This window comes from Leifsonia sp. A12D58 (genome assembly GCF_047530025.1).
Lineage (GTDB): Bacteria > Actinomycetota > Actinomycetes > Actinomycetales > Microbacteriaceae > Cryobacterium.
Genome location: NZ_JBLJAT010000003.1, coordinates 153,970 through 179,141, shown reverse-complemented (window position 1 = coordinate 179,141; position 25,172 = coordinate 153,970). Strand labels below are relative to the sequence as shown.

23 protein-coding genes are annotated in these 25,172 nt (G+C 64.5%); 9 read left to right on the top strand and 14 right to left on the bottom strand.

Annotated features, from left to right (window positions below):
• Positions 1 to 8 precede the first annotated feature (8 nt).
• Genes dacB through ACMT3I_RS09200 form a run of 3 tightly spaced genes read left to right on the top strand, consistent with a single transcriptional unit; the run spans position 9 to position 3,055 of the window.
• Positions 9 to 1,643 (top strand): D-alanyl-D-alanine carboxypeptidase/D-alanyl-D-alanine-endopeptidase, encoded by a 1,635-nt coding sequence (gene dacB / locus ACMT3I_RS09210; RefSeq protein WP_414804191.1) that lies wholly within the window; start codon positions 9 to 11, stop codon positions 1,641 to 1,643.
• Between the two features lie 12 nt (positions 1,644 to 1,655).
• On the top strand, positions 1,656 to 2,321 hold the full coding sequence (locus tag ACMT3I_RS09205; RefSeq protein ID WP_414804190.1) for an isochorismatase family protein: 666 nt from the start codon (positions 1,656 to 1,658) through the stop codon (positions 2,319 to 2,321).
• The gene (locus tag ACMT3I_RS09200) at positions 2,318 to 3,055 is read left to right on the top strand and encodes an alpha/beta fold hydrolase (RefSeq protein ID WP_414804189.1); all 738 of its coding nucleotides are present in this window, start codon (positions 2,318 to 2,320) and stop codon (positions 3,053 to 3,055) included. Before ACMT3I_RS09205 ends, ACMT3I_RS09200 begins: the two co-directional genes overlap by 4 nt.
• Before the next feature lie 202 nt (positions 3,056 to 3,257).
• Here the strand turns inward: ACMT3I_RS09200 and ACMT3I_RS09195 are convergent, their stop codons facing one another.
• Positions 3,258 to 3,566, bottom strand: coding sequence for a hypothetical protein (locus ACMT3I_RS09195; protein ID WP_414804188.1), 309 nt, complete (start codon positions 3,564 to 3,566; stop codon positions 3,258 to 3,260).
• On the opposite strand from ACMT3I_RS09195, the gene ACMT3I_RS09190 reads away from it, so the two are divergent.
• Positions 3,555 to 3,683, top strand: a complete 129-nt coding sequence (locus ACMT3I_RS09190; RefSeq protein ID WP_414804187.1) for an ANTAR domain-containing protein — start codon at positions 3,555 to 3,557, stop codon at positions 3,681 to 3,683. The genes ACMT3I_RS09195 and ACMT3I_RS09190 overlap by 12 nt on opposite strands.
• A gap of 72 nt (positions 3,684 to 3,755) precedes the next feature.
• On the opposite strand, the gene hpaD is transcribed toward ACMT3I_RS09190, so the two are convergent.
• The 7 genes from hpaD to hpaH form a co-directional block, all read right to left on the bottom strand.
• The gene (gene hpaD, locus ACMT3I_RS09185) at positions 3,756 to 4,835 is read right to left on the bottom strand and encodes a 3,4-dihydroxyphenylacetate 2,3-dioxygenase (protein WP_414804186.1); all 1,080 of its coding nucleotides are present in this window, start codon (positions 4,833 to 4,835) and stop codon (positions 3,756 to 3,758) included.
• A gap of 98 nt (positions 4,836 to 4,933) precedes the next feature.
• Positions 4,934 to 6,427: a 5-carboxymethyl-2-hydroxymuconate semialdehyde dehydrogenase gene (gene hpaE, locus ACMT3I_RS09180; protein WP_414804185.1), complete on the bottom strand. Its 1,494-nt coding sequence runs from the start codon at positions 6,425 to 6,427 to the stop codon at positions 4,934 to 4,936.
• A 100-nt stretch (positions 6,428 to 6,527) separates the two neighbouring features.
• Positions 6,528 to 7,235 carry a GntR family transcriptional regulator gene (locus tag ACMT3I_RS09175; RefSeq protein WP_414804184.1) on the bottom strand — a complete coding sequence of 236 codons (708 nt, stop codon included), beginning with the start codon at positions 7,233 to 7,235 and terminating at the stop codon, positions 6,528 to 6,530.
• Positions 7,232 to 8,794, bottom strand: coding sequence for a fumarylacetoacetate hydrolase family protein (locus tag ACMT3I_RS09170; RefSeq protein WP_414804183.1), 1,563 nt, complete (start codon positions 8,792 to 8,794; stop codon positions 7,232 to 7,234). Before ACMT3I_RS09170 ends, ACMT3I_RS09175 begins: the two co-directional genes overlap by 4 nt.
• 81 nt (positions 8,795 to 8,875) lie before the next feature.
• On the bottom strand, positions 8,876 to 10,549 hold the full coding sequence (locus tag ACMT3I_RS09165) for a thiamine pyrophosphate-binding protein (RefSeq protein WP_414804182.1): 1,674 nt from the start codon (positions 10,547 to 10,549) through the stop codon (positions 8,876 to 8,878).
• 157 nt (positions 10,550 to 10,706) lie between these two features.
• Positions 10,707 to 11,528, bottom strand: a complete 822-nt coding sequence (locus ACMT3I_RS09160; protein ID WP_414804181.1) for an HpcH/HpaI aldolase family protein — start codon at positions 11,526 to 11,528, stop codon at positions 10,707 to 10,709.
• Entirely contained in the window at positions 11,513 to 12,298 is a 786-nt protein-coding gene (hpaH, locus tag ACMT3I_RS09155; protein ID WP_414804180.1) for a 2-oxo-hept-4-ene-1,7-dioate hydratase, read from the bottom strand. Before hpaH ends, ACMT3I_RS09160 begins: the two co-directional genes overlap by 16 nt.
• 270 nt (positions 12,299 to 12,568) lie before the next feature.
• Between hpaH and ACMT3I_RS09150 the strand changes: the two genes are divergently transcribed.
• Positions 12,569 to 13,939 carry an MFS transporter gene (locus ACMT3I_RS09150; RefSeq protein WP_414804179.1) on the top strand — a complete coding sequence of 457 codons (1,371 nt, stop codon included), beginning with the start codon at positions 12,569 to 12,571 and terminating at the stop codon, positions 13,937 to 13,939.
• Between the two features lie 34 nt (positions 13,940 to 13,973).
• Here ACMT3I_RS09150 and ACMT3I_RS09145 read toward each other — a convergent pair whose 3' ends face one another.
• From ACMT3I_RS09145 to ACMT3I_RS09135, 3 genes are read right to left on the bottom strand one after another with little or no spacing between them, the layout of a single operon-like run.
• Positions 13,974 to 14,882, bottom strand: coding sequence for a LysR substrate-binding domain-containing protein (locus tag ACMT3I_RS09145; protein ID WP_414804178.1), 909 nt, complete (start codon positions 14,880 to 14,882; stop codon positions 13,974 to 13,976).
• A gap of 10 nt (positions 14,883 to 14,892) precedes the next feature.
• Positions 14,893 to 15,648 (bottom strand): IclR family transcriptional regulator, encoded by a 756-nt coding sequence (locus ACMT3I_RS09140; protein ID WP_414804177.1) that lies wholly within the window; start codon positions 15,646 to 15,648, stop codon positions 14,893 to 14,895.
• 17 nt (positions 15,649 to 15,665) lie between these two features.
• Complete coding sequence (locus tag ACMT3I_RS09135; RefSeq protein WP_414804176.1) at positions 15,666 to 17,573, bottom strand: FAD-binding monooxygenase; 1,908 nt, start codon at positions 17,571 to 17,573, stop codon at positions 15,666 to 15,668.
• Between the two features lie 257 nt (positions 17,574 to 17,830).
• Between ACMT3I_RS09135 and ACMT3I_RS09130 the strand changes: the two genes are divergently transcribed.
• From ACMT3I_RS09130 to ACMT3I_RS09115, 4 genes are all read left to right on the top strand, one after another.
• Positions 17,831 to 19,294, top strand: coding sequence for an NAD-dependent succinate-semialdehyde dehydrogenase (locus ACMT3I_RS09130; RefSeq protein WP_414804175.1), 1,464 nt, complete (start codon positions 17,831 to 17,833; stop codon positions 19,292 to 19,294).
• A gap of 104 nt (positions 19,295 to 19,398) precedes the next feature.
• Entirely contained in the window at positions 19,399 to 20,196 is a 798-nt protein-coding gene (locus ACMT3I_RS09125) for a TrmH family RNA methyltransferase (RefSeq protein ID WP_414804174.1), read from the top strand.
• Between the two features lie 95 nt (positions 20,197 to 20,291).
• Positions 20,292 to 21,473, top strand: a complete 1,182-nt coding sequence (locus ACMT3I_RS09120) for a thiolase family protein (RefSeq protein ID WP_414804173.1) — start codon at positions 20,292 to 20,294, stop codon at positions 21,471 to 21,473.
• A 1-nt stretch (position 21,474) separates the two neighbouring features.
• Complete coding sequence (locus ACMT3I_RS09115) at positions 21,475 to 22,242, top strand: 3-hydroxyacyl-CoA dehydrogenase (RefSeq protein ID WP_414804172.1); 768 nt, start codon at positions 21,475 to 21,477, stop codon at positions 22,240 to 22,242.
• Positions 22,243 to 22,296: 54 nt separating this feature from the next.
• On the opposite strand, the gene ACMT3I_RS09110 is transcribed toward ACMT3I_RS09115, so the two are convergent.
• The 3 genes from ACMT3I_RS09110 to ACMT3I_RS09100 form a co-directional block, all read right to left on the bottom strand.
• Positions 22,297 to 23,274, bottom strand: a complete 978-nt coding sequence (locus ACMT3I_RS09110; RefSeq protein WP_414804171.1) for an FHA domain-containing protein — start codon at positions 23,272 to 23,274, stop codon at positions 22,297 to 22,299.
• A 2-nt stretch (positions 23,275 to 23,276) separates the two neighbouring features.
• Complete coding sequence (locus ACMT3I_RS09105; protein ID WP_414804170.1) at positions 23,277 to 23,531, bottom strand: hypothetical protein; 255 nt, start codon at positions 23,529 to 23,531, stop codon at positions 23,277 to 23,279.
• A 145-nt stretch (positions 23,532 to 23,676) separates the two neighbouring features.
• On the bottom strand, positions 23,677 to 25,119 hold the full coding sequence (locus ACMT3I_RS09100) for a helix-turn-helix domain-containing protein (protein WP_414804169.1): 1,443 nt from the start codon (positions 25,117 to 25,119) through the stop codon (positions 23,677 to 23,679).
• Positions 25,120 to 25,172: the final 53 nt, after the last annotated feature.

Here is a 25,172-nt window from a genome sequence, read left to right as displayed (position 1 = left end):
GTATCCGAATGCACGATTCCGACGACTCGCCCCGTAATCACCCTGAGCGTGACGTCGACGGCGCAGATAAGATCGACGGCGCAGATAACACGGATGCGTCAAACGCGGTCGATTCGGCCGATAACGTCGCAGCAACCGATGAGGCAGCAACCGATGAGGCAGCAACCGATGCGGCCGAAACAGGGTCTGCAGCATCCGTTGCGTCCGCCTCCGGCGCGAAGACTGGAATTGCGTCCTTTTTCAGCAGGCACCGCACTGCCTCGCTAGTGACGGCCGGAGCCTTGGTCTTTGCCTTGGCTGGAACGGGTGCTGTCGTCGCTGGTGCATCGGCGGCCAACACGGAAGCACCTTTGGTTGCCGCCGGTGATACGGCCACACCGACACCGACAGAGACCGCTGACCCCGCCAGGCCGCTGCCGGGGACAGACACGGCAGCTAGCCGGCTGCGTACGTGCTCGGTCGCAGGCCTGGCATCAGACATCAGACTCGGCAGCTTCCAGGCCCAGGTCGTGAATGCCAACACCGGTGAAGTGCTCTTCGACCGCGGTGGAACCACCCCCTCACGCACGGCGAGTGTCCTGAAGGTTCTCACATCGGCGGCAGCACTCAGCGTGCTCGGTCCCGACCACCGGGCGACGACGACAGTGGTCAAGGGTGCTGAACCCGGCAGTGTCGTGCTTGTCGGTGGCGGCGACATCACGCTGACCCGCCTGCCGACGGGCGAAGAGTCCGCCTATGCGGGTGCCGCCCACCTCGACACTCTCGCCATCCAGACGATCGCGGCTTGGAACGCCGACCCGGCTAATGCGGGCGATCCGATCACCAAGCTGGTGCTCGACTCGTCATTGTTCGGCGACCCGGCATGGGAATCCAGCTGGGACACCAAGGAACTGTATGACGGATACATGCCGCCGATCACTGCGCTGCAGGTCGACGGCGACCGCGACAGCCCGGCACGCAACACCTCGTCCCGAAGCGACGACCCGATCGGTCGCGCCGGCGACGCTTTCGCCGACGAACTCGGCGGCGACGTCACGGTGACCAGGGGAACTGCGCCGGCCGGGGCAGAGACGCTTGCCGCTGTGCAGTCGCAGCCGGTATCCACTCTGATCAAGCAGTCGCTCATCGTCTCTGACAACGCACTGGCTGAAATGCTTGCTCGTCTGGTTGCCGTGAAGTCGGGAGCCGGCAACACATTCGCGGCCCTGCAGCAGTCGACGATCGCCGGCCTTGCGCCGTATGGAATCGATACCACCGGGATCGTCATCGCCGACGGCTCCGGCCTCAGCGACAACAACGCCGTACCACCGTCGTATCTCACACAGCTCTTCATCAAGATCAATGCCAGAGAGGGTGACCTCGGAGTGATCTTCGACGGGCTGCCCGTGGCCGGCGAAACCGGTTCGCTCTCGTACAGCGACCGGTTCAGTGGTTCGAGTTCGGTTGCCGATGGCTCGGTCTTCGCTAAGACCGGCTGGATCGACACCGGCTACACACTCGCCGGCATCATCAACGCAGCCGACGGCACCCCGTTGACCTTCGCCGTTTACGCGCTCGGAGATGTGAGCGACAATGCCAAGGTAGCGATCGATACCATCACGGCAGGTTTCTACAACTGCGGAGACAACCTGTCGAACAACTAGTAGGGGATAACCGTGACGCGCGCATTGTTCATCATTGACGTTCAGAACGATTTCACTGAAGGCGGCGCCCTGGGCGTCGACGGCGGACGTGCGGTCGCAGCGGGGGTGAGCACTCTGCTCGCCGAGCATCCCGACGCGTACGACTCGGTCTTCGCCTCCCGCGACTGGCACGACATCGACAACGACAACGGCGGTCACTTCGCCAGGGACGAGGCGCCCGACTATGTCTCAACCTGGCCGGTGCACTGCGTGGCAGGCACCGCAGGTGCTGAGTATCACCCGTCGTTGGTGACGGATGCCGTTACGTTCCACATCCGTAAGGGGCAAGGCTTGCCCGCATACTCGATCTTCGAGGGTCACACCGAGTCCGGTGAATCGGTGGGAGAGCTGCTGACCGCCCGCGGCGTGACCGACATCGATGTGGTCGGCCTGGCCACCGACTATTGCGTCCGGGCGTCGGCGTTGGATGCGATTGATCACGGCCAGCGTGTGCGCGTCCTCACTGATCTGATCGCCGGCGTTGCCGAGGATTCCAGCGATGCTGCGCTGGCCGAACTGGCCCACGCCGGCGCGATGCTGGCGACGGCAGCGGTGGTCGGCGGCATCCGCTCTGCTGAAGCTGAGGCTGAGGCTGAGGAACCCGAAGAGGGAGAAGACGGCTGGTCGGGTCACGCGTGAGTCCCGTCGTTGCCCGACCCGACGGCGTGCGCATCGCATACGACGTTGCCGAGGGGAAGCGTCCGGTTCTGCTCGTGCACGGCTTTGCCTCAACGGCTGCGGCGACCTGGGGCGGTACCGGCTGGGTGCGGGCGCTCGTCGGGGCCGGGCGCGGTGTAGTGACCCCCGATCTACGCGGACATGGGAGAAGCGGCAAGCCGCATCGGTCGGCTGACTACACACCGACCGAAATGGCAGCCGATCTCTGCGCGGTGCTCGACGACGCCGGCATCGAGCAGGTCGACGTGATCGGCTACTCAATGGGCGTGCGCGTGGTCTCTGCGCTCACCCGGCATGCTCCGGAGCGTATTCGCCGGATCACGCTCGGAGGAGCGGGGCCGATCGAATACTTCTCGACCTGGGATGTCGACTCGGTCGATCGATTCGTCTCGACGGGGGCGCTTCCGGCCGAACCGACGATCGCTGCCGTGCTTCGGGCTGCACTCGAGGCAGGCGAAGACCGCGAAGCGCTCGGGGCGTGCGTGCTCGGGATGACTGATGCGCCCCTCGACGTGGCGACGGGCATCCCAACTCTGTACGTGGCCGGATCTGCGGATCTGATTCCCGATGGCGTGGCGACGCTCGCGGATGTGACCGGTGCCGGCTACCTGGAACTGCCCGGTCGAACCCACATCAACGCCCTGACGTCTGCCGAGTTCAAACGGGCCGCTCTCGCTTTTCTTGACGAGGACTGAACGGGGCAAAGCGCTGGCTCGTGAGCCGCGGGCGCGCATCAGTGCACGGTCTGAGTGCACGGGAGCTGGCAGCCCGAACCCTGAATGAATATTCACTTCTCCTGATGCAACTCGGAGATCTACGATGAGTCATGTCGCCTCGGTCGCGTGAAAACAAACTGGTCGAGACCTTCGTGGTTCTCGCCGATACCCTCGTTTCGGGCTACAACGTCGTCGAGATGCTTAACACGTTGGCGGAGAATTCTGCCGCATTGCTGGGGGCATCAGAAGCAGGCATCCTGCTCGTTGACTCGCACGGCGATCTCGACGCAGTCGCCTCAACAGACGAACGCAGGAGGCTGATGGAACTACCCAGGGGGATATCGATATCGCCCAGGCGCTGGCGGATGTCGCGACGATCAGCATCCTGCAGGAACGTGCCCTGCGCGAGAGCGACACCGAGCGCGCCCAGCTGCAGCACGCTCTCGACAGCAGGGTACTGATCGAACAGGCCAAGGGTGTGATCGCCCACACGTACAACACCAGCGTGGATGCCGCGTTCGACATGATTCGTGGCTACGCCAGAAACAATCGGTTGAGTCTGGGCGAAGTCGCCAGCCAGATTGTGAATCGAACCCTCAGTATCTAGTCAATTTCGGGCTGTTCAGCGGATGGGATCGTCACCAAATCCGTGCTCACTTCCGTGCGGTCAGACGCAGGCCTAGAGGGTGTTTCCGAGCTTGAATCCCGTGTTGAAGTCACCTTCACGCGTATATGAGAAGCCATCCGCTCCGACAGTTACAGCCATTTCGCTGGCATGGGTGCGCTCGACGACCGGCTGCGGGTTGCCATCGAGATCGAGCACGAGGGATGCCTCGGTGTACCAGCTCGGCACGACGGCGTTGCCCCACCAGTCGCGACGCTGGTTGTCGTGCACGTCCCAGGTGACAACGGGGTTGTCCGGGTCGCCGGTGTAGTAGTCCTGCGTGTAGATCTCGATGCGGTGGCCATCGGGATCGGTGATGTACAGGTAGAACGCGTTCGACACACCGTGGCGGCCAGGGCCGCGCTCGATGACATCCGACTTGCGCAGCGCGCCGAGCTTGTCGCAGATATAGAGGATGTTGTGTTTCTCATGGGTGGAGAACGCGATGTGATGCATGCGCGGGCCATCGCCTCCGGTGAGGGCTGTGTCGTGCACGGTGTCCTTGCGGCGCAGCCAGGCAGCGTATGTGACGCCATCCTCATCCTTGATGTCTTCGGTCACACGGAAGCCGAGGTCCTCCATGTATGCGCGGCCACGGGCCACGTCGGGGGTGACTTGGTTGAAGTGGTCGAGTCGCACGAGGGCGCCGGCGCCCATCAACTCGTAATGCCACGCCATCCGCTCGACGTGGTCGACCTGGTAGAAGAACTCGTACGGGAAGCCCAGCGGATCTTCGACGCGCACCGAGTCGCCGATGCCCTTGACGAAGCCCTCGGTGCGGCGCTCGACCCGGCAGCCCAGCTCACGGAAGTAGGCCTCGGCGACGGCGACGTCTTCTGGTGTGCGTACCCGGTATGAGAACGCGGCAACGGCAGCGATCGGCCCCTGACGCAGCACCAGGTTGTGGTGGATGAACTCCTCGAACGAACGCAGGTAGATCGCGTTCTCGTCTTCCTCGGTGACGATGAGGCCGAGGATGTCGACGTAGAACTCACGCGAGGCGGCGAGATCGGTGACGATGATCTCCATGTACGCGCAGCGCAGGATGTCGGGTGGCGCGATTGACGGGGTGGGGATGGGTGCTGTGGCGCTCATGATGTCTCCTCGTTGAGGTCTCGTGAATTGTGGTGACGTGAATTGTCGTGTCGCGAATTGTGGTGTCGTGGATGGCGACAGGGATGGTGGCTGGTGCGCTACTTCGCGCCGAAGCGTGCGGTGTGCACGGCGCCGAGCGTGATGTGCACGGCCTGCTGGTCGGTGTAGAAGTCGATCGAGCGGTAGCCGCCCTCGTGCCCGAGGCCGGAGGCTTTGACGCCGCCGAACGGGGTGCGCAGATCGCGTACGTTGTGCGAGTTGAGCCAGACCATGCCGGCCTCGACTGACTGGGCGAAGGTGTGGGCGCGCTCGAGGTTGCTTGTCCAGATGTAGGCGGCCAATCCGTACTTCACCCCGTTGGCCAGTTCCAGAGCTTCGGTATCCGTGTCGAACGGGGTGATCGCGACGACCGGCCCGAAGATTTCCTCCTGGAAGATGCGGGCAGAAGGGGCGACATCGGCGAAGACCGTCGGGGCGACGTAGTTGCCGTCAGGCAGGTTCGCGGGGCGGCCGCCACCGGCGAGCAGGCGCCCCTCGCCCTTGCCGATCTCGACGTAGCTCATCACCTTGTCGTAGTGCTCTGGATGGACGAGCGCGCCGACTTCGGTCTTCGGGTCGTGCGGGTCACCGACGACGATGTTCTGGGCACGCGCGGCGTAGCGGGCGCAGAAGTCGTCGTAGATCGAGCGCTCGACGAGGATGCGGCTACCGGCGGTGCAGCGCTCGCCGTTGAGGGAGAACACACCGAACAAGGTCGAGTCGATGGCTGCATCAAGGTCGGCGTCGGCGAAGACGACGGCAGGGGACTTGCCGCCGAGTTCCATCGACATCCCCTTGAGGTTTGCCGCGCAGTTGCGGTAGATGGTCTGACCCGTCGTTGTTTCGCCCGTGAACGAGATGAGCGGAACATCCGGGTGCTTCACGAGTGCGTCGCCGGCCTCTTCACCGATGCCGTTGACCAGGTTGAAGACGCCGTCAGGGAGGCCGGCCGAGCGGAAGATCTCAGCCCAGAGACTGGCTGACAGCGGGGTGAATTCGGCGGGCTTCAGTACGACGGTGCAGCCGGAGGCGAGGGCGGGAGCCAGCTTCCAGCTCTCGAGCATGAACGGGGTGTTCCACGGTGTGATCAGGCCGGCGACGCCGACCGGCTTGCGGTTGACGTAGTTCACCTGCAGGCCAGGCACTTTGTATGTGTCGTCGGCCTGGGCAACGATGAGGTCGGCGAAGAAGCGGAAGTTCTCGGCGGCACGCTGTGCCTGGCCGAGCGCCTGGGTGATCGGCAGCCCGGTGTCGAAGCACTCGAGCTCGGCGAGGCGGGCATCCTGCGCTTCGATCGCATCCGCAATCTCGTTGAGGATGCGCGAGCGCTGCCTGGGCTTCATTCTCGGCCATGGACCGTTGTCGAACGCCTCCTTGGCGGCGGCGACGGCGAGGTCGATGTCTTCCTGCTGGCCGGCAGCAGCAGTGGCATACGTCTGGTTCGACACGGGATCAAGCACGTCGAAGGTCTTGCCAGACACGCTGTCGACGAACGCGCCGTCGATGAAGTGCTGGATCGTGGACGGGAGGCCGTCTGGAATGTAGTGCGTCATGAGTTCTCTATCCTTCATTGGGGAGTCTGAGCATGGCTGGTCGGGGCAAGGCCGGCGCAGGAATCGGTGCCCGATGCCTGCGCGATCGTGCGCATTCGGGTCAATACGTGGAGAGGGGAGCACCTGCGGCCGCCGGTGACGGCGATTCAGACGGATGCTTGTGCGCGGCCTGATACGCGAGCATGGCGTCGAGCGTTGCGGTGCGGTGCGCCCTGGCGGCCAGCTCGATCTCGAGGGGCGCCGCCTCCGACTCGATCAATCTGAGCAGGTCTTCGTGTTCATTCACCGAGGCGCGGGAGCGCCCGGGAACGAAGCTGAACGTCGAGTCACGCAGCACGGTCATCCGGTTCCAGCCGCGGTGCACGAGATTGAGGATGTGCGGATTCGGGCACTCTTCGAACAGAACAGCATGGAACTCAAGGTTGAGCTCGGTGAAGCGGCGAGGGTCGAAATCGTCGAGGCAAGCGACCATCTGTTCGTTGATCGCGCGGGCCCTCGAAATGTGGTCTGCGGTGATGAAAGGCGCAGACAGCGATGTGGCTGCGCCCTCCACGATGCTGAGCGTCTGCATGGTGTGCAGGTACTCGGTCTCCTCGATCATCGCGACCTGCGCGCCGACATTGCGCTCGAAGGTGACAAGGCCTTCGGCTTCAAGCAAGCGGATGGCTTCACGCACGGGCACGACGCTCATGTCGAGCTCTGACGCGATCTGACCGAGCACGAGGCGGAACCCCGGAACATAGCGGCCGTCGTTGATGCGCTCGCTGATCCACTGGTGTGCGAGCTGGGACTTACTGAGGGTGGTCATCGGGTTTCCTGGGTGTCGAGGTAGCGCTTCTTCCACGCCGCATTCATGGGGAACAATCCGTCGACCGGTTCGCCGGCCGCAACCATCTCGGCGACGAAGGCGTCTTCGCGTTCTTGCTCGACGGCATCCGCGACAACCTCGGCGACGAGCGCGACGGGGATGACGATGACGCCGTCGCCATCACCCACGATCACATCGCCCGGCTGCACCGAAGCGCCACCGCAGGCGATCGTGACATCGGTCTCCCACGGAACATGGCGACGACCGAGGACTGCTGGGTGAGCGCCCTGCGAGAACGTTGGAATGTCGAAGGATGCGACGATGTCGAAGTCGCGCACGCCGCCATCGGTGACGATGCCAGCGGCCCCTCGCACCTGAGCGCGCAGGGCGAGGACATCGCCGACGGTGCCGGTTCCGCGCTCGCCTCTGGCCTCCACGACGAGTACTTCGCCGGGGTTGACGGTGTCGAACGCGCGCTTCTGGGCGTTGAAACCGCCACCGTGCGAGGCGAAGAGGTCGGGGCGGAACGGGATGAAACGCAGGGTGCGGGCGCGGCCGACCATGTGTGCGCCCGGCTTGTTGGACGAGACGCCGTCGATCGAGACGTCGTTGTAGCCGCGGCGTCGCAACTGGGAGCTGAGGGTGGCAACGCCGACGCTGAGGATGCGCTCGCGGAGGTCCTCGGTGAGTTCGAACGGGTCAGTGGCGCCGGTCGTGACATCTGTCGCCGCTGTTGCTGGCGCATCCGCTGTCATCTCGTCCGCGGCCGTTGCATCGGCTGGTGCGCGCCCATCAGCCTGCGCGGCACGCCAGACCTCTTCGCTGCCCCATGCTTCGATGCGTTGGTGGTCATCTGCACTCGGCTTGTTTCCGTAGTCACCGAATTCTGTGGCGCCCTCGGTGATGGTCGTCACCAGACGACCGGTAGTTGGTGCGCCTGGCTGTGTGGGGGCATCCACTTCGACCTCGATCACGTCGCCGGGGAGTGCCACCGACGACCCGGCGGGGGTTCCGGTCAGGATGACGTCGCCCGGCTCGAGGGTCATCAGCTGGGAGAGGTCGGCGATGATCTGGCCGAACGAGAAGATCAGGCCGTCGGTGGTGTCTTCCTGCACGAGGACACCGTTGGCCCAGGTGCGCACACGCAGTGCTGACGGGTTGAGACGGGCAGCGGGAATCACGACGGGACCGAGCGGGGTGAAGCCGTCACCACCCTTGGATCGCACGTTGGAGCCTTTGTCTGCGGTACGCAGGTCGTATGTGCCGAAGTCGTTGGCCGCCGTTACGCCGGAGATCGCCGCCCAGGCATCGTCGGGAGAAACTCTGCGGGTGCGCGTGCCGATGATGAGCGCGATTTCGCCCTCGAAGGCGAGCAATTCAGCGCCGGCCGGGCGCTCGAGCGTCGAACCGCTCGCAGCGACCGACGACGCCGGCTTGAAGAAGTACGAGGGAAACGCCGGAATCCGTCCGCGCTGCTCGGCGCGCGAGCGATAGCTCAGGTGGACAGCGATGATCTTGCCCGGGGTGCTCACGGTGGTGCTCATAGCGTCGTTGCTCATGGGTTCCTCATCGATCGGTGTATCACAAATGATATACGATCTGGCGAACGATGCCAAGGTACGGCTCTGGACCCGTGGGTGCTAGAGGCTGCTGAGCGGCTGGTGAATGGCCGTCGTGTTCGCGTAAATCTCCTGTTGGAAGGGTGCGACGACGAGGGGAGAGATTCGGCAGTCCAGCAGATAGACGCCGTCATCGCCGGTGGCAAGCCACTTCTCGAACTGCTCTAGATCGCCAAGCGTGTTGATCACGTTGCCGTGTCCGCCGAGCGCCCGCGACAGCGCGGCGAAGTCGGCTCGTTCGATCATCATCGGTCGTTTGTCGAGACCCATCTGTCCGTAGACGTGCACCTCGGCTCCGTAAGCCGCGTCGTTCCAGACGACGATCACGCCGCGACGCGTCGAGCGGATGACCGAATCCAGGTCGGCCAGCGCCATCAGCCCGCCGCCGTCACCCGTTGTGACGACAAGGAGCGACTCGGGCACAGCCACCGTTGCGCCGACGGCGCTGGGGAAGCCGAGACCGATGCTCTGGAATGCCGTGCCGACCATGAGCATCCGATTGGGCGCTGTGACGTTCCAGTGGGTGTTCGCCCAGCCGATGAAGTGGCCGCCGTCTGAGACCACGATGCGATCCTCGGGCAGGAGTTTGCCCAGCCGGGTGGCCAGCCGTCGCGGATCGAGCAGACCGTCAGGCAGATCGTCCTCGCCGGCATCGCGCGCGGTGAACGCCCCACCGGTCAGCCCCGGCACACTCTCACGCCAGCCGGATGGCGCGGACCCGATAGCGCGAATGGTTGCGTTCAGCGCCTCGACGCTCAGCCGGGCATCGCCGATCAGAAGCGAGTCGACGGCGGGGTGCACCACGGCCGCCTCGTTGTCGATGCGGATGAGCGTGGTTGCGGGGGAGACAAGGGTGCCGAAGCTCATCGTGAACTGGTTCATGCCAGCCCCAACGATGAGAACGACATCCGCTGTCTTGATGAGTGCCATGGCGTCGTGCTGGCCGAATCCGCCGACCACCCCGAGGTCGAACTTCTGCCGGGGGAAGATCCCTCGGCCGAGCGCCGAGCTTGCCGTGATGGCGCCGAGTGAATCGGCAAGCTCGCCGAGTGCGTTGCTCGCCCCGGCTGCCCAGGCTCCACGCCCTGCGATGATGACGGGGCGCTGAGCGTTCGCGAGAATGCGTGCCGCGGCATCCGTTGCGTTGGCGTCGGGGCGCTGCGGTGACGTCAGGTGCAGCTGGCTCGGCCAGCTCTCGTCGTCGGCCTGCGCTGCGGCGATGTCGTATGGGATGGCCAGGACCACGGCGGTGCGATTGTTGAGCGCGTGCTCAAGTGCCGCGATGGCCGTGCGACCGGCGTCGTGCATGTCGACGGTGAATGTTGTCGCGCCGAGGGAGTCAGCCAGTGCCACCTGGTCGATATCCCAGGGGCGGTGCCCCGTCGTCGGCGCATCTCCGACGACAACGAGGAGTGGGGTCCTGGCGCGCACGGCCTCGGCGAGGGCGGTGATCATGTTCGTGAAGCCGGCGCCGTAGGTCACCGTTGCGACAGCAATGCGGCCGGATGCGCGGTAGTAGGCATCGGCGGCCGCGACGGATGCCGTCTCGTGCCGCACAGCTGTGTAGTTCACCCGGTGGTCGGGATCGGCGAACAGTGCGTCGATGAAGTGGGCGTTTCCGTTGCCCATGACGCCGAAGACGTCGCTTACGTGGGCAGAAATGGCGTCGGCGACGCGCGTGGACACAGTGGTCACGGGTTTTCCTTACGAGTCATATAGCGGTGTGTGTTCCGTATATGTCTCGCGCCGTGCGCACTGCCAGTGTGCGTTTGTCGCTCAGGGCCCCTTTTCCGGACCCGACGGCTAAGCCGCCAGACGAGACAACTCTAGGGGACGAGCCAGGGCTGGTCGACTAGTAGCTGGCTCGCGGGATGACGCCATCGGGTTCGAGGGGAGACGGGATGTAGTGGGCAGCAAGGCCCTCTGACCCACGAGCGAGGATGGCGACATCCGCTCCGACGAGGGCAAATGTCGCACCCGCGGCCAGATAGCTTTCGGCGAGCGCGGGAGCGAAGGCATTCACCCCGACCGGCTTGCCGAGCGCGGCGACAATGCGGATGCAACGCTCGACGGTGGCGATGACATCGGGATGTTCCTGCTGGCCGAGAAGGCCCATGGATGCCGCCAGGTCTGACGGCCCGATAAACAGGCCATCGATGCCGTTGACCGCGGCGATCTCGGCGATGTTTGCCACTGCAGCCACCGTTTCGATCTGGACGAAGAGCGAGACGGTGCTGTCGGCCGTGGCGAGATAGTCGTCGATTCGGTTCCAGCGCGCGGCCCTGGCCAGGGCGCTGCCGACTCCACGCACGCCGTGTGGGGGATAGCGGACGGCAGCCACCATCTCGCGGGCGGCATCCGCATCGTCGATCATCGGAATGAGCAGGTTCTGCGCCCCAAGATCGAGCAGCTGCTTGATGATGACGCGGTCGCCGACCGGTGGTCGAACAAGAGGGATGACCGGATAGCCGTTGACCGCCTGCAACTGACTGAGCGTTGATTCAAGTCCGTTCGGGCTGTGCTCGGTGTCGATGAGCAGCCAGTCGAGCCCGCTGCCCGCGCAGATTTCGGCCACGAGTGGGCTGCCTGAGCACACCCACATGCCGATCTGAGGCCTAGTTGCATCGGCGAGCGCGTCCCTGAACGTGGGGTCTGCTGCTACTCGAATCGACATGTGATTGCTCCCAGCTGTCCGTAGTCTGCGTGCACAGTATCGCCTTTTTCTACCCACATCGGCCGAGTAAAGGAACCGGCGAGGATGATCTCGCCTGCTTCGAGGCTCGTGCCGTGCGTGGCGAGCTTGTTGGCCAGCCAGTACACGCCGGCCGCCGGGTGGTTGAGAACTGCAGCAGCAACGCCAGACTCTTCGATCGTCTGATTGCGGTACAGCAGGGCAGATACCCAGCGCAGGTCGATGTCGCCGACCTTGACCGGGTTGCCCCCGACGACCATGCCGCCCATCGCTGCGTTGTCTGAGATGGTGTCGACGATGGTTCGCCCCGGCATCTCGATGCGGGAGCTGAGGATCTCAAGCGCCGGCACCACGTAGTCGGTGGCGTCAAGCACATCGAACAGCGTGCAGTTCGGGCCGGACAAGGGCTTGCCGAGCACGAACGCCAGCTCAACCTCGATGCGCACATTGGAGAACGAATCGAACGGGATGCTTGCGCCGTTCTCGTAGACCATGTCGTCGAAGATGACGCCATAGTCAGGCTCGGTGATTCCGGTCGCCACCTGCATGACCTTGGAGGTCAGGCCGATTTTGCGGCCGACGAGCCGGCGCCCGGCATCCAGACCACGCTGCTTCCAGAGGCTCTGCACCGCGTATGCATCCTCCACCGTCATCTCGGGGTACCGGGCGGTGAGCCTGGGAATGGTGGTTCGGGAGCGATCCGCCACGAACAGTTCGTCGGCTATCTCCTCGATGCGGGAGGTCTCGAGCATGGGCAGCACCACTTCCTTGTAGATGGAACCGTGCGGCCCACTTGCTCTCCAAGTAGAACGCGCAAAAGCGGCGCCCGGTCGCATGTTCTTAGATCGTATACGATGCCTCGCGGATGCGCGCTCGCTGTTCGGTGTCAGGTCTTCTGAAACAAACCCGTGCATACACCGGGAGAAAATGCCTTTGACGGCCTGGGGGTGACTCGCTCTAGCCTGATCGACATTGCTGACTCGCACCAAGTCACCATGCCACCGCAGACGAAGGAGTCGCGCATGTCCACAGCTGTTCTCGATCGACCGAATAACAAGGCCGCATCCGACCTCAGACGGGTGGCATTCGCCACCGTGATCGGCACCACCATCGAGTGGTACGACTTCTTCCTCTACGCCAGTGCCGCTGGCTTGGTGTTCGCGCAGCTGTACTTCGAGCCGGCCGGCGCCGAGATCGCCATCATGCTGTCGTTCGCCTCCGTTGGGGTGAGTTTCCTCTTTCGTCCGCTCGGCGCATTTTTGGCCGGACACTTCGGTGACCGCTTCGGTCGCCGCGCGGTTCTCGCCGTCACGCTGATCGCCATGGGGTCGGCCACGACCCTTATCGGCCTGCTGCCGAGCTACGCCCAGATTGGCGTTGCCGCTCCGGTGCTGCTGTTGCTGCTTCGTATCATCCAGGGAATCTCGACCGGTGGTGAGTGGGGTGGGGCTGTGCTGATGGCCGTTGAACACGCCCCGGACGGCAAGCGCGGCCGCTACGGAGCCTTCCCGCAGATCGGTGTGCCGATCGGCCTGCTGCTGGCCTCCGGCATGCTCGCATTGATGACCGGCGTGATCTCTCCGGGTGATGCATTCCTGGAGTGGGGTTGGCGCGTGCCGTTCCTGCTCAGCTTTGTGCTGATCATCGTGGGATACATCGTGCGCCGCAGCGTCGATGAGAGCCCCGTATTCCTGCAGATCGCCGCCCGCAAGAAGCAGACCAAAATGCCCATCGTCGTGCTGTTCCGCAAGCACTGGCTGCTGGTGCTCCTCGCCGCCCTCACGTTTGCCGGCAACAACGCCGCGGGCTACATGACCACCGGTGGGTACATCCAGAACTACGCCACCAACCCTGAGGGTCCGGTTGGCATGGATCGCACCTCCGTGCTGCTCGCCGTCGCTGCTTCGGCGGTGGTGTGGCTGGTCATGACGTGGGTCGCCGGCGGTGTGTCTGACAAAATCGGCCGCCGCAACACATACATCATCGGCTGGTGCGTGCAGCTCGTGACGGTGTTCCTGCTCTTCCCGCTGGTGAACACCGGCAGCGTGTGGCTGCTCTTTGTCGGGCTGGCGCTGTTCACCATTGGCAACGGGTTCACCTACGGGCAACAGGCGGCATTCTTCACCGAGCTGTTCCCCGCCAGCATCCGCTTCTCCGGCGTCTCCATCACCTACGCCATCGGCGCCATCCTCGGTGGAGCATTCGCGCCGCTGATTGCGACCAGACTGGTGCAGGTCACCGGCACCACGATGTCTGTGGCGTTCTACATTGCCGCACTCACGGTGATTGCCTTCGCAGCCACATTGCTGCTGCGTGACCGCACGGGAATTCCGCTCGGTCCCGACAACGAAGAAGAGCAATCGAAAGGCCAGATTTACGGCGCCGCCCGGTAACGGCTGGGAGCGACGGTGAAATGGCCGCGGTGGGCTACTGCCCCCGCGGCCATTTCTGGTCCAGGGCGCAGTCGACGACAGCCTGTGCGCGCGGAGTCAGAGCGAACTTCTCCGGCCAGATGAGGTACACGCCGATCGGCGGAATCGCCGGCGTGATCTCCTTGACCACCACCGGCAGGCCTTCGTAGCTGACCGGATTGGCCGGCCGTTGCACGAGCACCGACCAGCCGAGTCCACGGGCCACAAGCGAACGCACCATCTCGTAGCTCGCCGTGCGATGGGCGATCAGTGGTCGGTGGCCGAGAGACTCGAGCATGCCGAGGGTGAATTCGCTGCTGGGCGGGGCATCGAGCAAGATGAACGGTTCGTGCATCAGCTCAGTCGGGTCAACGGCATCGGCGCCGGCCAGTGGATGATTCGCCGGCAGCAGCACGTGCATCGTCACCTCGTAGAGCAGCGCTCGGTTGTGCCGCCCGGTGAGCCGCATGTCATAGACGGCGGCGAGGTCGAGTTCGCCGGCGGTGAGATCACGCTGCAGGTCATCCTGGGTCGATTCAACCAGCCGCAGAGTGATCCCCGGATGCATCGTGCCCAGCGCCTCAAGGATCGGTGGCACCACGGTGGGAGCGAGCGAGAGATAGCAACCGAGCGACACTGTGCCGTGCAGTCCCTGATCAGGGCAGCTGGCGGCCAGCCGGATCTCGTTGGCGGCACGCAGCACTTGTCTGGCCTGGGTGAGGGCGGTCAGGCCGCTCGGGGTGAGGGTCACGCCGTGCGCCTTGCGCCGAATGCACAATTGGGTGCCGAGGCTTGTCTCCAACTCTGTCAGGGCGTTCGAGAGAGCGGATGCCGAGACGTGCAGTTGGTTTGCCGCCTCTGACACGCTTCCGGCGTCGGCGATGCCCACAAAATAGGCAAGCTGCCGCAACGTGAAATCTGCCAACTGCCAACTCCTAGTTCAGCTCGAGGCGAATCGCCTCAGCGGCAGCATGCAAGCGTGCGGCAACCTGTTCGGTCGCAGCGTCCGCAGCGAGCGTGCCAGCCGGTGCCGACCCGACGAAGACAACGGCGAGTGCTGCAGGCGCCAGCCGTTCCAGGCGTAGTGGCACTGCAATCGACGAGACGCCGGCGATCACCTCATCGTGGCTGGTGGCGAATCCGTGCCGTCGGACGATCTGGCTGCGATCGCGTGTCGCGGCGCCCGCCGCGCGCGGGTCAGGTTCGAACTGGGCAAGCTCGGCGGCGCTCAGCGTCGATGCAATCGCATGGCCGGGAGCGCCCTGCCACAGCGCATGGCGCGTGCCGGGATGCTGCGCGACGGTACCGTGCGCGTGCCTCGGTTCGACGCTCACTAGCGTGATCACTTCGTTGCGGTCGAGCACCGTGAGAAAAGCTGTCATTCCCAGCTCATTGGCGACCTGGGTGAGTTCGGGAAGCGCGGCCGCTTGCAGGTCTCGAGACACACCGCGGGCGAGGGCGGCCAGGCGCGGGCCCAGCTCGATGCGACCAGCGATATCGCGAACGACGAGGCCGTGTTCTTCGAGCGTTCTCACTATTCGATACGCGATCGACCGGTGCACGTCGAGGTGTGCGGCCAGCTCTGCGATGGTCAGAGGAGTGCTGGTTTCTGCCAGGATCTCGAGGGCACGGATGCCGCGGGCGAGCGTCTGCGAACCGGCGAGCGGGGTCGTCGGGGTCGCGTCATCCATCGGACTCATGTTGACGCTCATGGCGTGACTGGTACCCGGGCGGGCAGCAGGATCTGGCGGAAGAACAGGGCCAGATCGGCCGTGGCCGCTAGCGGGAGCACGCCGGCCACATACTGGTCAGGGCGGACGATCACGACTGCGCCAGCGCGGTCGATGCCGCGCTGCTCAAAGAAATCGTCCTCCGGGTTCGCGGCATACACCTTCTCGTAGTCAGTCAGCGAGTATGGGCCTGTGGCGGGCAGGAACGCCTCGGGAACCTGCCCAATGTCGATAGCGCTGTGTGCCTGCTGGTAGACCACCTTGACGTCGAAGATACTGTCGATATCGCTGCCCTCAGGGGTGTGCGCGACGAGCGGAGAATCAGGTGATGACTGCAGCCACTCGGCCCACTCGGCCAGCGCCGAGCGCTCACCGGGGGCGCCGGCATCCGCGAATGCATAGAGACGCCAGCGTCCGTCTGCACGGTGGTGATGCCCGAGCTGAACCGAATTGCCATCGGCAACGCGAATCACGGGTGCGGACTTGAATCGCTTGCCAACGGGGAAACCTGTCGCGAGATCCTGGTGGGTGGCGTCGCCAATCAGCATCGACGGCGGGTACTGCGTCATGAACCCAGCCGGAAATTCGGCTGTCCGCGTGTAGAAGTCCTCGAGCTCTGAGGGGTCGGCGAGGTCTTCCGGCTTGGTCGCCATCAGTGTCGACCACTGCTTGTCGAAGTCGATGAGGTTCTTGGCGATCACCTGGCGCTCGGCCGAATAGGTGCTGAGCAGGCTCTCGGGGCTGCGGCCGTCGAGCACATATCCGAGCTTCCAACCCAGATTGAAGCCGTCCTGCATCGACACGTTCATGCCCTGACCGGCCTTGGCGCTATGGGTGTGGCACGCGTCGCCGGCGATGAAGACCCGGGGAGTGCGCGTGCCGACGTCGTCGGGGAGCACATCGTCGAACCTGTCGGTGAGACGGTGGGCAACTTCATACACGCTGTGCCAGGCGACATTCTTCACATCGAGTGTGTATGGGGAGAGGATGCCGTTTGCCGTCGCGATGATCTCGTCGATCGTCGTCTTGCGCACCGCACCGTTGTCATCGCCCGAGACCTCGCCCAGGTCGACATACATCCGAAACAGGTAGCCGCCCTCGCGCGGGATGAGCAGGATGTTTCCGCCCGATCCCGATTGGATCGCACACTTGGTGCGGATGTCGGGGAAGTCGGTGACGGCCAGCACATCCATGACGCCCCAGGCGTGGAACGCCTGGTCCCCGGCCATGGTGCAGCCGATCGCCTGCCGAACACCGCTCCTCGCGCCATCGGCACCGACAACGTACCTGGCGTGAACAGTGCGCTCCTGGCCCATGAGCTCACCCGTCGTGTGAACCAGCGTCACCGTGACGGGGTACTCGCCCTCGTCGGCGACCGTGAGGCTCCGGAACTCGAATCCGTAGTCTGGCGTCATGCGGGTCGGGGAGTTCTCCATTACCTCGGCGAAGTAGTCCAGGACGCGCGCCTGGTTGACGATGAGGTGCGGGAACTCGCTTATCCCCGTCGGGTCATCGTTCGCGCGAGCCGTGCGGATGATGCGCGAGGAGTCGTCGGGATCCGGCTTCCAGAACGCCATCTCGGTGATGCGATAGGCCTCGGCGATGATGCGCTCTGCGAATCCGAACGCCTGGAACGTCTCGACGCTACGGGCCTGGATGCCGTCGGCCTGGCCAATTGCGAGGCGTCCGCCTCGGCGCTCCACGATACGGGTGGTGATGCCGGGAAACTGCGATAGCTGGGCCGCGGCGATCATGCCGGCCGGACCTGTGCCGACGATAAGCACGTCGACGGTGTCGGGGAGCTCTGCGGGGCGATCGATGCCGACTCCGGCCGCAGGCTGGACACGCGGATCGGTAGATACGTATCCGTGGTGGTGAAACTGCACGGCTTTCCTCACTTCTCTGTGGGCAAAGGGGTTAACAATCGCGTGTTCTATATGTGAACAGCGGATTCTAATATCGCTCATCGAATCATAGGGCCGCGCACCGAGCGGTTCAACCGTCGTCGCCGTTTTGCCCGTTGCGCTCACTGCCTCATACCTGTGTGCCCGGTGAGAGGCAGCTGTCACGAACAGCCGCTGAGCCAGCAACTCTCGCTAGGATCTGAGGGTTCAGATCGATGATGATACGAAAGAGGTGCGCCATGAGTGAGTCACGCGAAGCCGAGTTACTGGCCAGAGTCCCCGACAAGCTGTACATCGACGGCAAGTGGGTCGCCGGAAGCTCTGGCCGCACTATCGCTGTGATCGATCCGTCAACCGGCGCCACCATCAAGACAATTGCCGACGCCAACGTCGAAGACGGCGCCAAGGCGCTGGATGCCGCGGTCGCCGCACAGGACAGCTGGGCAGCCACCGCGCCGCGCGCCCGCGGCGAAATCCTGCGCCGCGCATTCGACCTGCTTCAGGAGCGCAAACAGGACTTCGCATTGCTGATGACGCTCGAAATGGGCAAGCCCCTGGCCGAGTCGCTGGGTGAGGTCGCATATGGCGGCGAATTCCTGCGCTGGTTCAGTGAGGAGGCCGTGCGCATCAGCGGTCGCTACGGCACGAACCCCGAAGGCACCGGCCACATGGTCGTCTCGCAGCGTCCAGTCGGTCCCTGCTTCTTGATCACCCCGTGGAATTTCCCGCTCGCTATGGCGACCCGCAAGATCGCTCCGGCGCTCGCCGCCGGGTGCACCGTCGTCGTCAAGCCGGCATCGCTCACCCCCCTGACCACGCTCTTGTTCGTGCAGCTGCTCGAAGATGCCGGAATACCCGCCGGTGTGGTCAACGTGCTCACAACGTCAACGTCAGGTGACGTTTCTGACCCGATCATCGCCGACCCGCGCCTGCGCAAGCTCAGCTTCACCGGCTCAACCCCTGTCGGCCAGGCGCTCATCCGCCAGTCGGCCCAGGGCGTGCTGCGCACCTCGATGGAGCTCGGCGGCAATGCCCCGTTCGTCGTCTTTGAAGACGCCGACCTCGATAAGGCCGTCGACGGTGCGATCCTCGCGAAGTTCCGCAACATCGGTCAGGCCTGCACCGCGGCCAACCGCTTTATTGTGCACGAGTCGATTGCCGACGAGTTCGCCCGCAGGGTCACCGAGCGTGTCAACGCATTCCCGATCGGCCGTGGCACTGAAGACGGCGTCGTGATCGGCCCGCTGATCAACGACAAGGCCGTGTCCAAGGCCGACGAGCTGGTGCAGGATGCCGTCAGCCGCGGCGCGACGCTGCTCACCGGCGGCACCGCGATCGCTGGCGACGGGTCCTTCTACGAACCGACGGTCATCAACGGAGTGCGACCCGGCAGCGACATCCTGCGCGAGGAGATTTTTGGGCCGGTTCTGGCGATCACCCCGTTCACCGACGAGGACGACGCCGTGCGCCTCGCCAATGACACCGAGTACGGCCTGGTCAGCTACGTCTTCACGCAGGACCTGGCCCGTGGCCACCGTATGATCGATCGTTTGGAAACCGGGATGATGGGCCTCAACGTGGGTGTCATCTCGAATGCCGCCGCACCATTCGGAGGGGTCAAGCAATCAGGGCTCGGTCGTGAGGGCGGCCTCGAAGGCATCCATGAGTACCTCTCGACGAAGTACACACTGATCCCGAACTAATCCCGTCGCGGTTTCCCGCGTCTGAACTCCTGACGAGCCGATCTGCAGCCAGCTGGCGTCTGCGGATCGGCTCGTGGAGTTTCGGGAATCGATAAACTCGACGGATGCCCGTCATCGAGATCACCGACCTCAGCGATCCTCGCCTGGTCGACTACTCGCACCTCACCGATGTCGCGCTCAAGAAGGCGAAGAGCGCTGACCACGGGCTCTACCTCGCCGAGTCAGCACTCGTCCTTGAACGGGCACTTCGGTCCGGACATCAGCCACGTTCGGTCCTTGCTCTCGGGGGCACCGTCGATGAGGCCGTCGCGCTCGTCGGCGACGATGTCGTGGTGTTCTCCGGCCCCGGCGAGCTGCTCGCTGAGCTGACCGGATACATCCTGCACCGTGGTCTGATCGCCTCGATGAACCGCCCTGCACTGCCAGACCCCGACGAACTGCTGGCGAACGCGCGCCGCATCGTCATCCTCGAAAACGTTTCGGATCCGACTAACGTTGGCGCGATCTTTCGATCGGCCGGGGCAATCGGTGCCGATGCGATCCTGGTGACGCCGCGCTGCTCGGACCCGTTCTACCGCCGCGCAATTCGGGTGTCGATGGGAACGGTGCTGCAGGTGCCCTGGACGCGCACCGGCGACTGGGTCTCGACCCGCGAGCTGCTCACCCGGCACGGTTTCCATGTCGCGGCACTCGCGCTGACTCCGGATGCCGTCAGCCTGCGTGATTTTCAGGCCACCGGATATGAACGGCTGGCTCTCGTACTCGGTGCGGAGGGCCCCGGCCTGACCGATGAGGCGCTGGCTGCCTCGGACACCGTTGTGCAGATCCCGATGAAGCACGGCATCGACTCACTCAACGTGGCGGCAGCAAGCGCCGTCGCGATGTGGGCGCTCTCTGCCTGACGCATCCTGTTTTGTTCCCGGCCTCAGCCGGAACAGCACTCGCTGCATCGCATTCGACTCTCGACCGAACCCGCTGGCCGCTCTAGGCTGAGCGCATGAGCAACGATGCCGTCATCGTGGATGTGGTGCGCACCCCGTCCGGCCGCGGAAAGCCGGGAGGGGCGCTCGCCGGAGTGCACCCGGTCGATCTGCTCGCCGGGGTGCTCAGCGAGCTGGTCAGCCGCAATGATCTTGATCCTGCCCTCGTCGATGACGTGATCGGCGGATGCGTCACGCAGATCGGCGAGCAGAGCAACAACGTCACTCGCACTGCCCTGCTCTCGGCCGGGTTTCCCGATTCGATCCCGGCAGTGACGATCGATCGGCAGTGCGGGTCGAGCCAGCAGGCCGCCACATTTGCCGCCCAGGGCGTGATCGCCGGAGCCTACGACGTGGTGATCGCCTGCGGAGTGGAATCGATGAGTCGGGTGCCGCTCGGATCATCGCTGGCGGGGCAACGCCCGTATGGCAAATTGCTGCACGAGCGCTACCCGGAAGGGCTTGTCTCCCAGGGAGTCTCGGCAGAGCTCATCAACGTGCGCTGGGACATCAGTCGAGATGAGCTCGATGAGTTTGCCGCCCGCTCGCAGCAGCGGGCAGTCGATGCGGCGGCCCGGGGTGACTTCTTCAACGAACTGATGGCGGTGAGTACGCCGAATGGCGAGGTGATCGCCGACGACACGATCCGTCCAGGCACAACGGCGGAGGGTCTTGGCGCGTTGCCGTCAGCCTTCTACTCCGAGACGCTCGCCAGGCGCTTTCCTGACATCGACTGGCAGATCACCGCCGGCAACTCGTCGCCGCTCACCGACGGGGCATCCGCTGCCCTCATCATGAGCGCGAAGCGAGCCGATCAGCTCGGGCTTCGGCCGCGGGCCCGATTCCACAGCTTCGCTGTCACAGGCAGCGATCCGCAGCTCATGTTGACCGGTGTCATTCCGGTGACTCATCGCATCCTCGACCGGGCCGGATTCACCATCGACGACATCGATCTGTACGAGGTGAACGAGGCGTTTGCGTGCGTGCCGCTCATCTGGGAGCGCGAGATGGCCGCCGATCCAGACAAGCTCAACCCGCGTGGTGGGGCAATTGCGCTCGGCCACGCGCTCGGCTCTTCCGGCACGCGTCTGCTGGCCACACTCGTCAACGAGCTTGAAGCGACAAGCGGTCGCTTTGGACTCCAGACCATGTGCGAAGGCGGCGGCATGGCCAACGCCACCATCATTGAGAGGCTCTGACATGCAGATTCACGGATGCTCCGCGCTGGTGACCGGAGCGGCCTCCGGTCTCGGACTGGCCACAGCCACTGCCATCCACGATGCCGGAGGGAGCGTGCTGCTGTTTGACCTGCCCGGTGCTCCTGGCGAGGACATCGTTGCTGCTCTCGGTAGCCGGGCGGTGTTTGTGGCCGGTGATGTCACGCAGGCCGGTGACGTGCATCTGGCCGTCGAGGCAGCCCAGGTGCTTGGTCCGCTGCGTATTGTCGTGAACTGTGCCGGGGTCGCGTCTGCTGCACGCACTGTGGGTCGCGAGGGCCCGCAGCCGCTTGACGACTTTGAGCGCGTGGTGCGAGTGAACCTGCTCGGCACATTTAATGTGATTCGGCTCGCGGCCGCTGCCATGCAGACCATGGAGCCGATCGGCTCGACGGCCGAGCGGGGTGTGATTGTGAACACGGCATCCGTCGCTGCGTTCGACGGCCAGATCGGTCAGGCCGCCTATGCGGCATCCAAGGGGGGAGTGGCAGCGATGACCCTGCCCCTGGCGCGGGAGTTCGCGTCGACTCTGATTCGCGTGATGACCATCGCCCCTGGCATCTTCGATACCCCGATGTTGCGTTCCCTCCCGCAGGAGGCGCGAGAATCGCTCGGACACCAGGTTCCGCATCCGGCACGCCTCGGTGACCCGGCGGAGTTCGCATCCCTCGTGCGGCACATCATCGAGAATCCCATGCTGAACGGGGAAACCATCAGGCTCGATGGCGCAATTCGGATGCAGCCGAAGTAGCTGTGCCGAGCTGTGCCACCCCTGAATTGCAGGCGGCGCGCATTCGGATCCGGGCTAGATCTCAGGCTCGTCCACGGGTACGGGTTTGGGTTCGACTTTCAGCTCGGCAGCTTTCCTCGACGCTACCGGTGGCTGGCTCGCGCTATGGCGGCCGGGCTGCGGTCGCTGGTACGCGAGCTCACCGCCCAGTCGGCCACCGAACGGCCGCCCATGGTCGGCATACTCTTCGCGGAAGAACCCCATCCGCCACTGACCCATTTCGATCCGGGCTCCGGTGCGCAGCACCTGACCTTCATCCGAGCCGGCGATGTGTCGAGAGCCTCCTGCGACCTCGCCCAACGGATGCAGCACGTACTCGTCGTTGGCATCGTGGCGAATCTCGGCGTGCAGTGGCTCCAAACCCTCGAGCTGTAAGTCCGCCGTCGGAGACGAACCGATCGTGGTCACGCCCGGCAGCAGGTCGAACTCGCGCGGCATCTGCCCGTTCCAATTCTCGGAACCGACAACGAAGATGAGCCGAGGGCGACCGGCACCTGGCGTGTAGTGCGTCGTCGTGATCCTACGGCGAATCCGGCGGTCGAAGGTGGGCACAAGGGGAAGAAGTGTTGGCGGCGGCACCAGCGGCGTCGAAGTCTTCGTGGCTGCGGCGTTTCGCCGTCGCAATATCGGAGCCAGTGCCGTCCTGCTGCCCAAGCCGATGTGCGTGGAACCGCTGAGCAGGCGCTGGACGACGGACGATCGCACGGCGCCGAGGCGGATGATCAGCCCGTCCGGACCGGAGAGCGACACGGTCAGACCCCGCTCTGCCAGGTCGGCGGCGACGCCGCGGAGGTCCTTGAGCTTGATCGACCTGGACTGCACAAAGAGTTCCGGCTTGCTGGCGTAGACCTCAATGTCCAGGCCGCTGGCGGTGATGGTGCCGGTCATCTCTTCAGTAGCGGATGGGCTGGCGCCAGATTCGGGGGCAGCCGTCCCGCGTGGCTCCACCAGGGAAAAGGCCAGGTCGATGTCCAGCCGAGTTGACGCAGCCATCTCTACGGGGCGAGCGTCTCGGTGGCAGAGCCCTCGCTCGTGGTGACCCGCAGCGTTCCGTTCAGCTTCCACGTGGCGCGTGGCGCGTCTGGCCCGACATCCCGAGGCACCTCGACTGTCATATCGATGAAGCTGTAGTCGATCACGGCGCTCTTGCCGGTGAGATACGACCACATCTCCTTGCCGAGGTCTGTCCAGTCCTTGATGTTGTGCGTCTCAGAACTGGTTGCGGGGCTCTGGCTCTGGGTGTCAGTCACGGTGAAATCCTTTTCGCTTGTCTTCAGGAATCGACCAGCCGTCCGGAGTCTCGACTGCCGAGTGTTGGCAAACCTATCCGCGGTTGGCAGCGCAGGGAAGGCCAGGCAGGGAGGGTTCTGTGTGCAAAGCACTGCTGCGCGAGCCCTACTCCGCGGCGTGTGACTCCAGAAAGTCGTAGACCTCGCCGTCGTCCACGCCGGGAAAAGTTCCGGATGGCAGCGGCGACAACACGTGCGCGTGCAGACGCGCGCTCGGCCAGGCCTGGCCAGCCCAGCGGGACGCAACCGACGACACCGGCCGACGGCAGCAGGACTCATCCGGGCAGCGCGACACCGCGCGCTGGGTAGTCTCCCTGCCTCTGAACCACTTGGCCTCGGCGAACGGCACTCCGACGCTGATCGAGAACTCGCCATCCCTCGTTGACCCGGTCTGGGTCGCGCACCAGAAGGTGCCGGCGGGGGTGTCAGTGTACTGGTAGAACTCCGTCGTGCGGTTGTTGTGCGTGAACGCGCTGCGGGCGCTCCACTGCTTGCAGACGAACTGACCCTCGATCGATCCCGTCACATCGGAGGGGAGGGGGAGCGAATCGTTTTCGTACCCCTTCTGCAGGGCGCCGTCGCCGTTGACGCGCAGGAAGTGCAGGGTCATGTCGAGGTGTGACGTGGCGAGGTTCGTCAGACGCAGGGCTGCCGCCTCGTGGGTGACACCGAACGCATCCCTGAAATCCTCGACGGCCAGCTCACGCTCGTTCTTGGCCGTCGTCAGAAACTTGAGCGCGGCATCCCGTGGCACCAGGCAGGCTGCCGCGAAATAGTTGATTTCAAGCCGCTGCCACAGGAATTCGGCATAGCTCGACGGACGCTCGTGCCCGAGCAGCCTGTGCGCCATTGCCTGCAGCGCCATAGAGCGCAGGCCGTGTCCGCCGGGAATGGATGCCGGTGGCAGGTAGATACGCCCGTTGGCCAGGTCGGTGACCGACCGGGTGGAGCTCGGCAGATCGTTGACGTACAACAGCGAGAAGCCGAGCTGTTCGGCCATCACGCTCACCTCGCGGTGGGTCAGTGCGCCAGACACGTGACCTGATGCCTTCACGCGTTCTTCGGCCAACTCCTCGATGTCCGGCATGTAGTTGTTGCGCACGCGCATGAGTTCGCGCAGCTCGGTGTTGGCACGCCTGGCCTCTTCGGGAGTGGCAATCGCTTCGCTGGCGCGGCGAGACAGCTCCCGGTGCAGCCCGACCAGCGACTCCAGTGCCTCCTGCGGCATGCCCTTCGTGACCTTGACCGCCGGTAGTCCGAGGGCTGCGTACAGCGGATTGCCCTGGGCGCGGGCCAGCTCGATCTCAAGCGCTGCCCGGGTGTTCGGCGCTTCGGCGCTCAGCAGATCGGCCACTGAAACCCCGAGAGCGGTGGCGATATCACCGAGCATCGAGATGCGCGGTTCGCGTCGTCCGTTCTCGATCAGGGAGAGCTGGCTACCCGCAAGGCCCACATGCTCGCCGAGCTGGTCAAGAGTGAAACCGCTCTGACCGCGGTAGTGACGGATGCGATGACCGAGTGTCACCAGATCGGAGGTCTGGGGTGCCATTCCTTAAGAATAGCGAAAGAAACACGTTTCTTAACAAGGATTTTCGGGTTCGG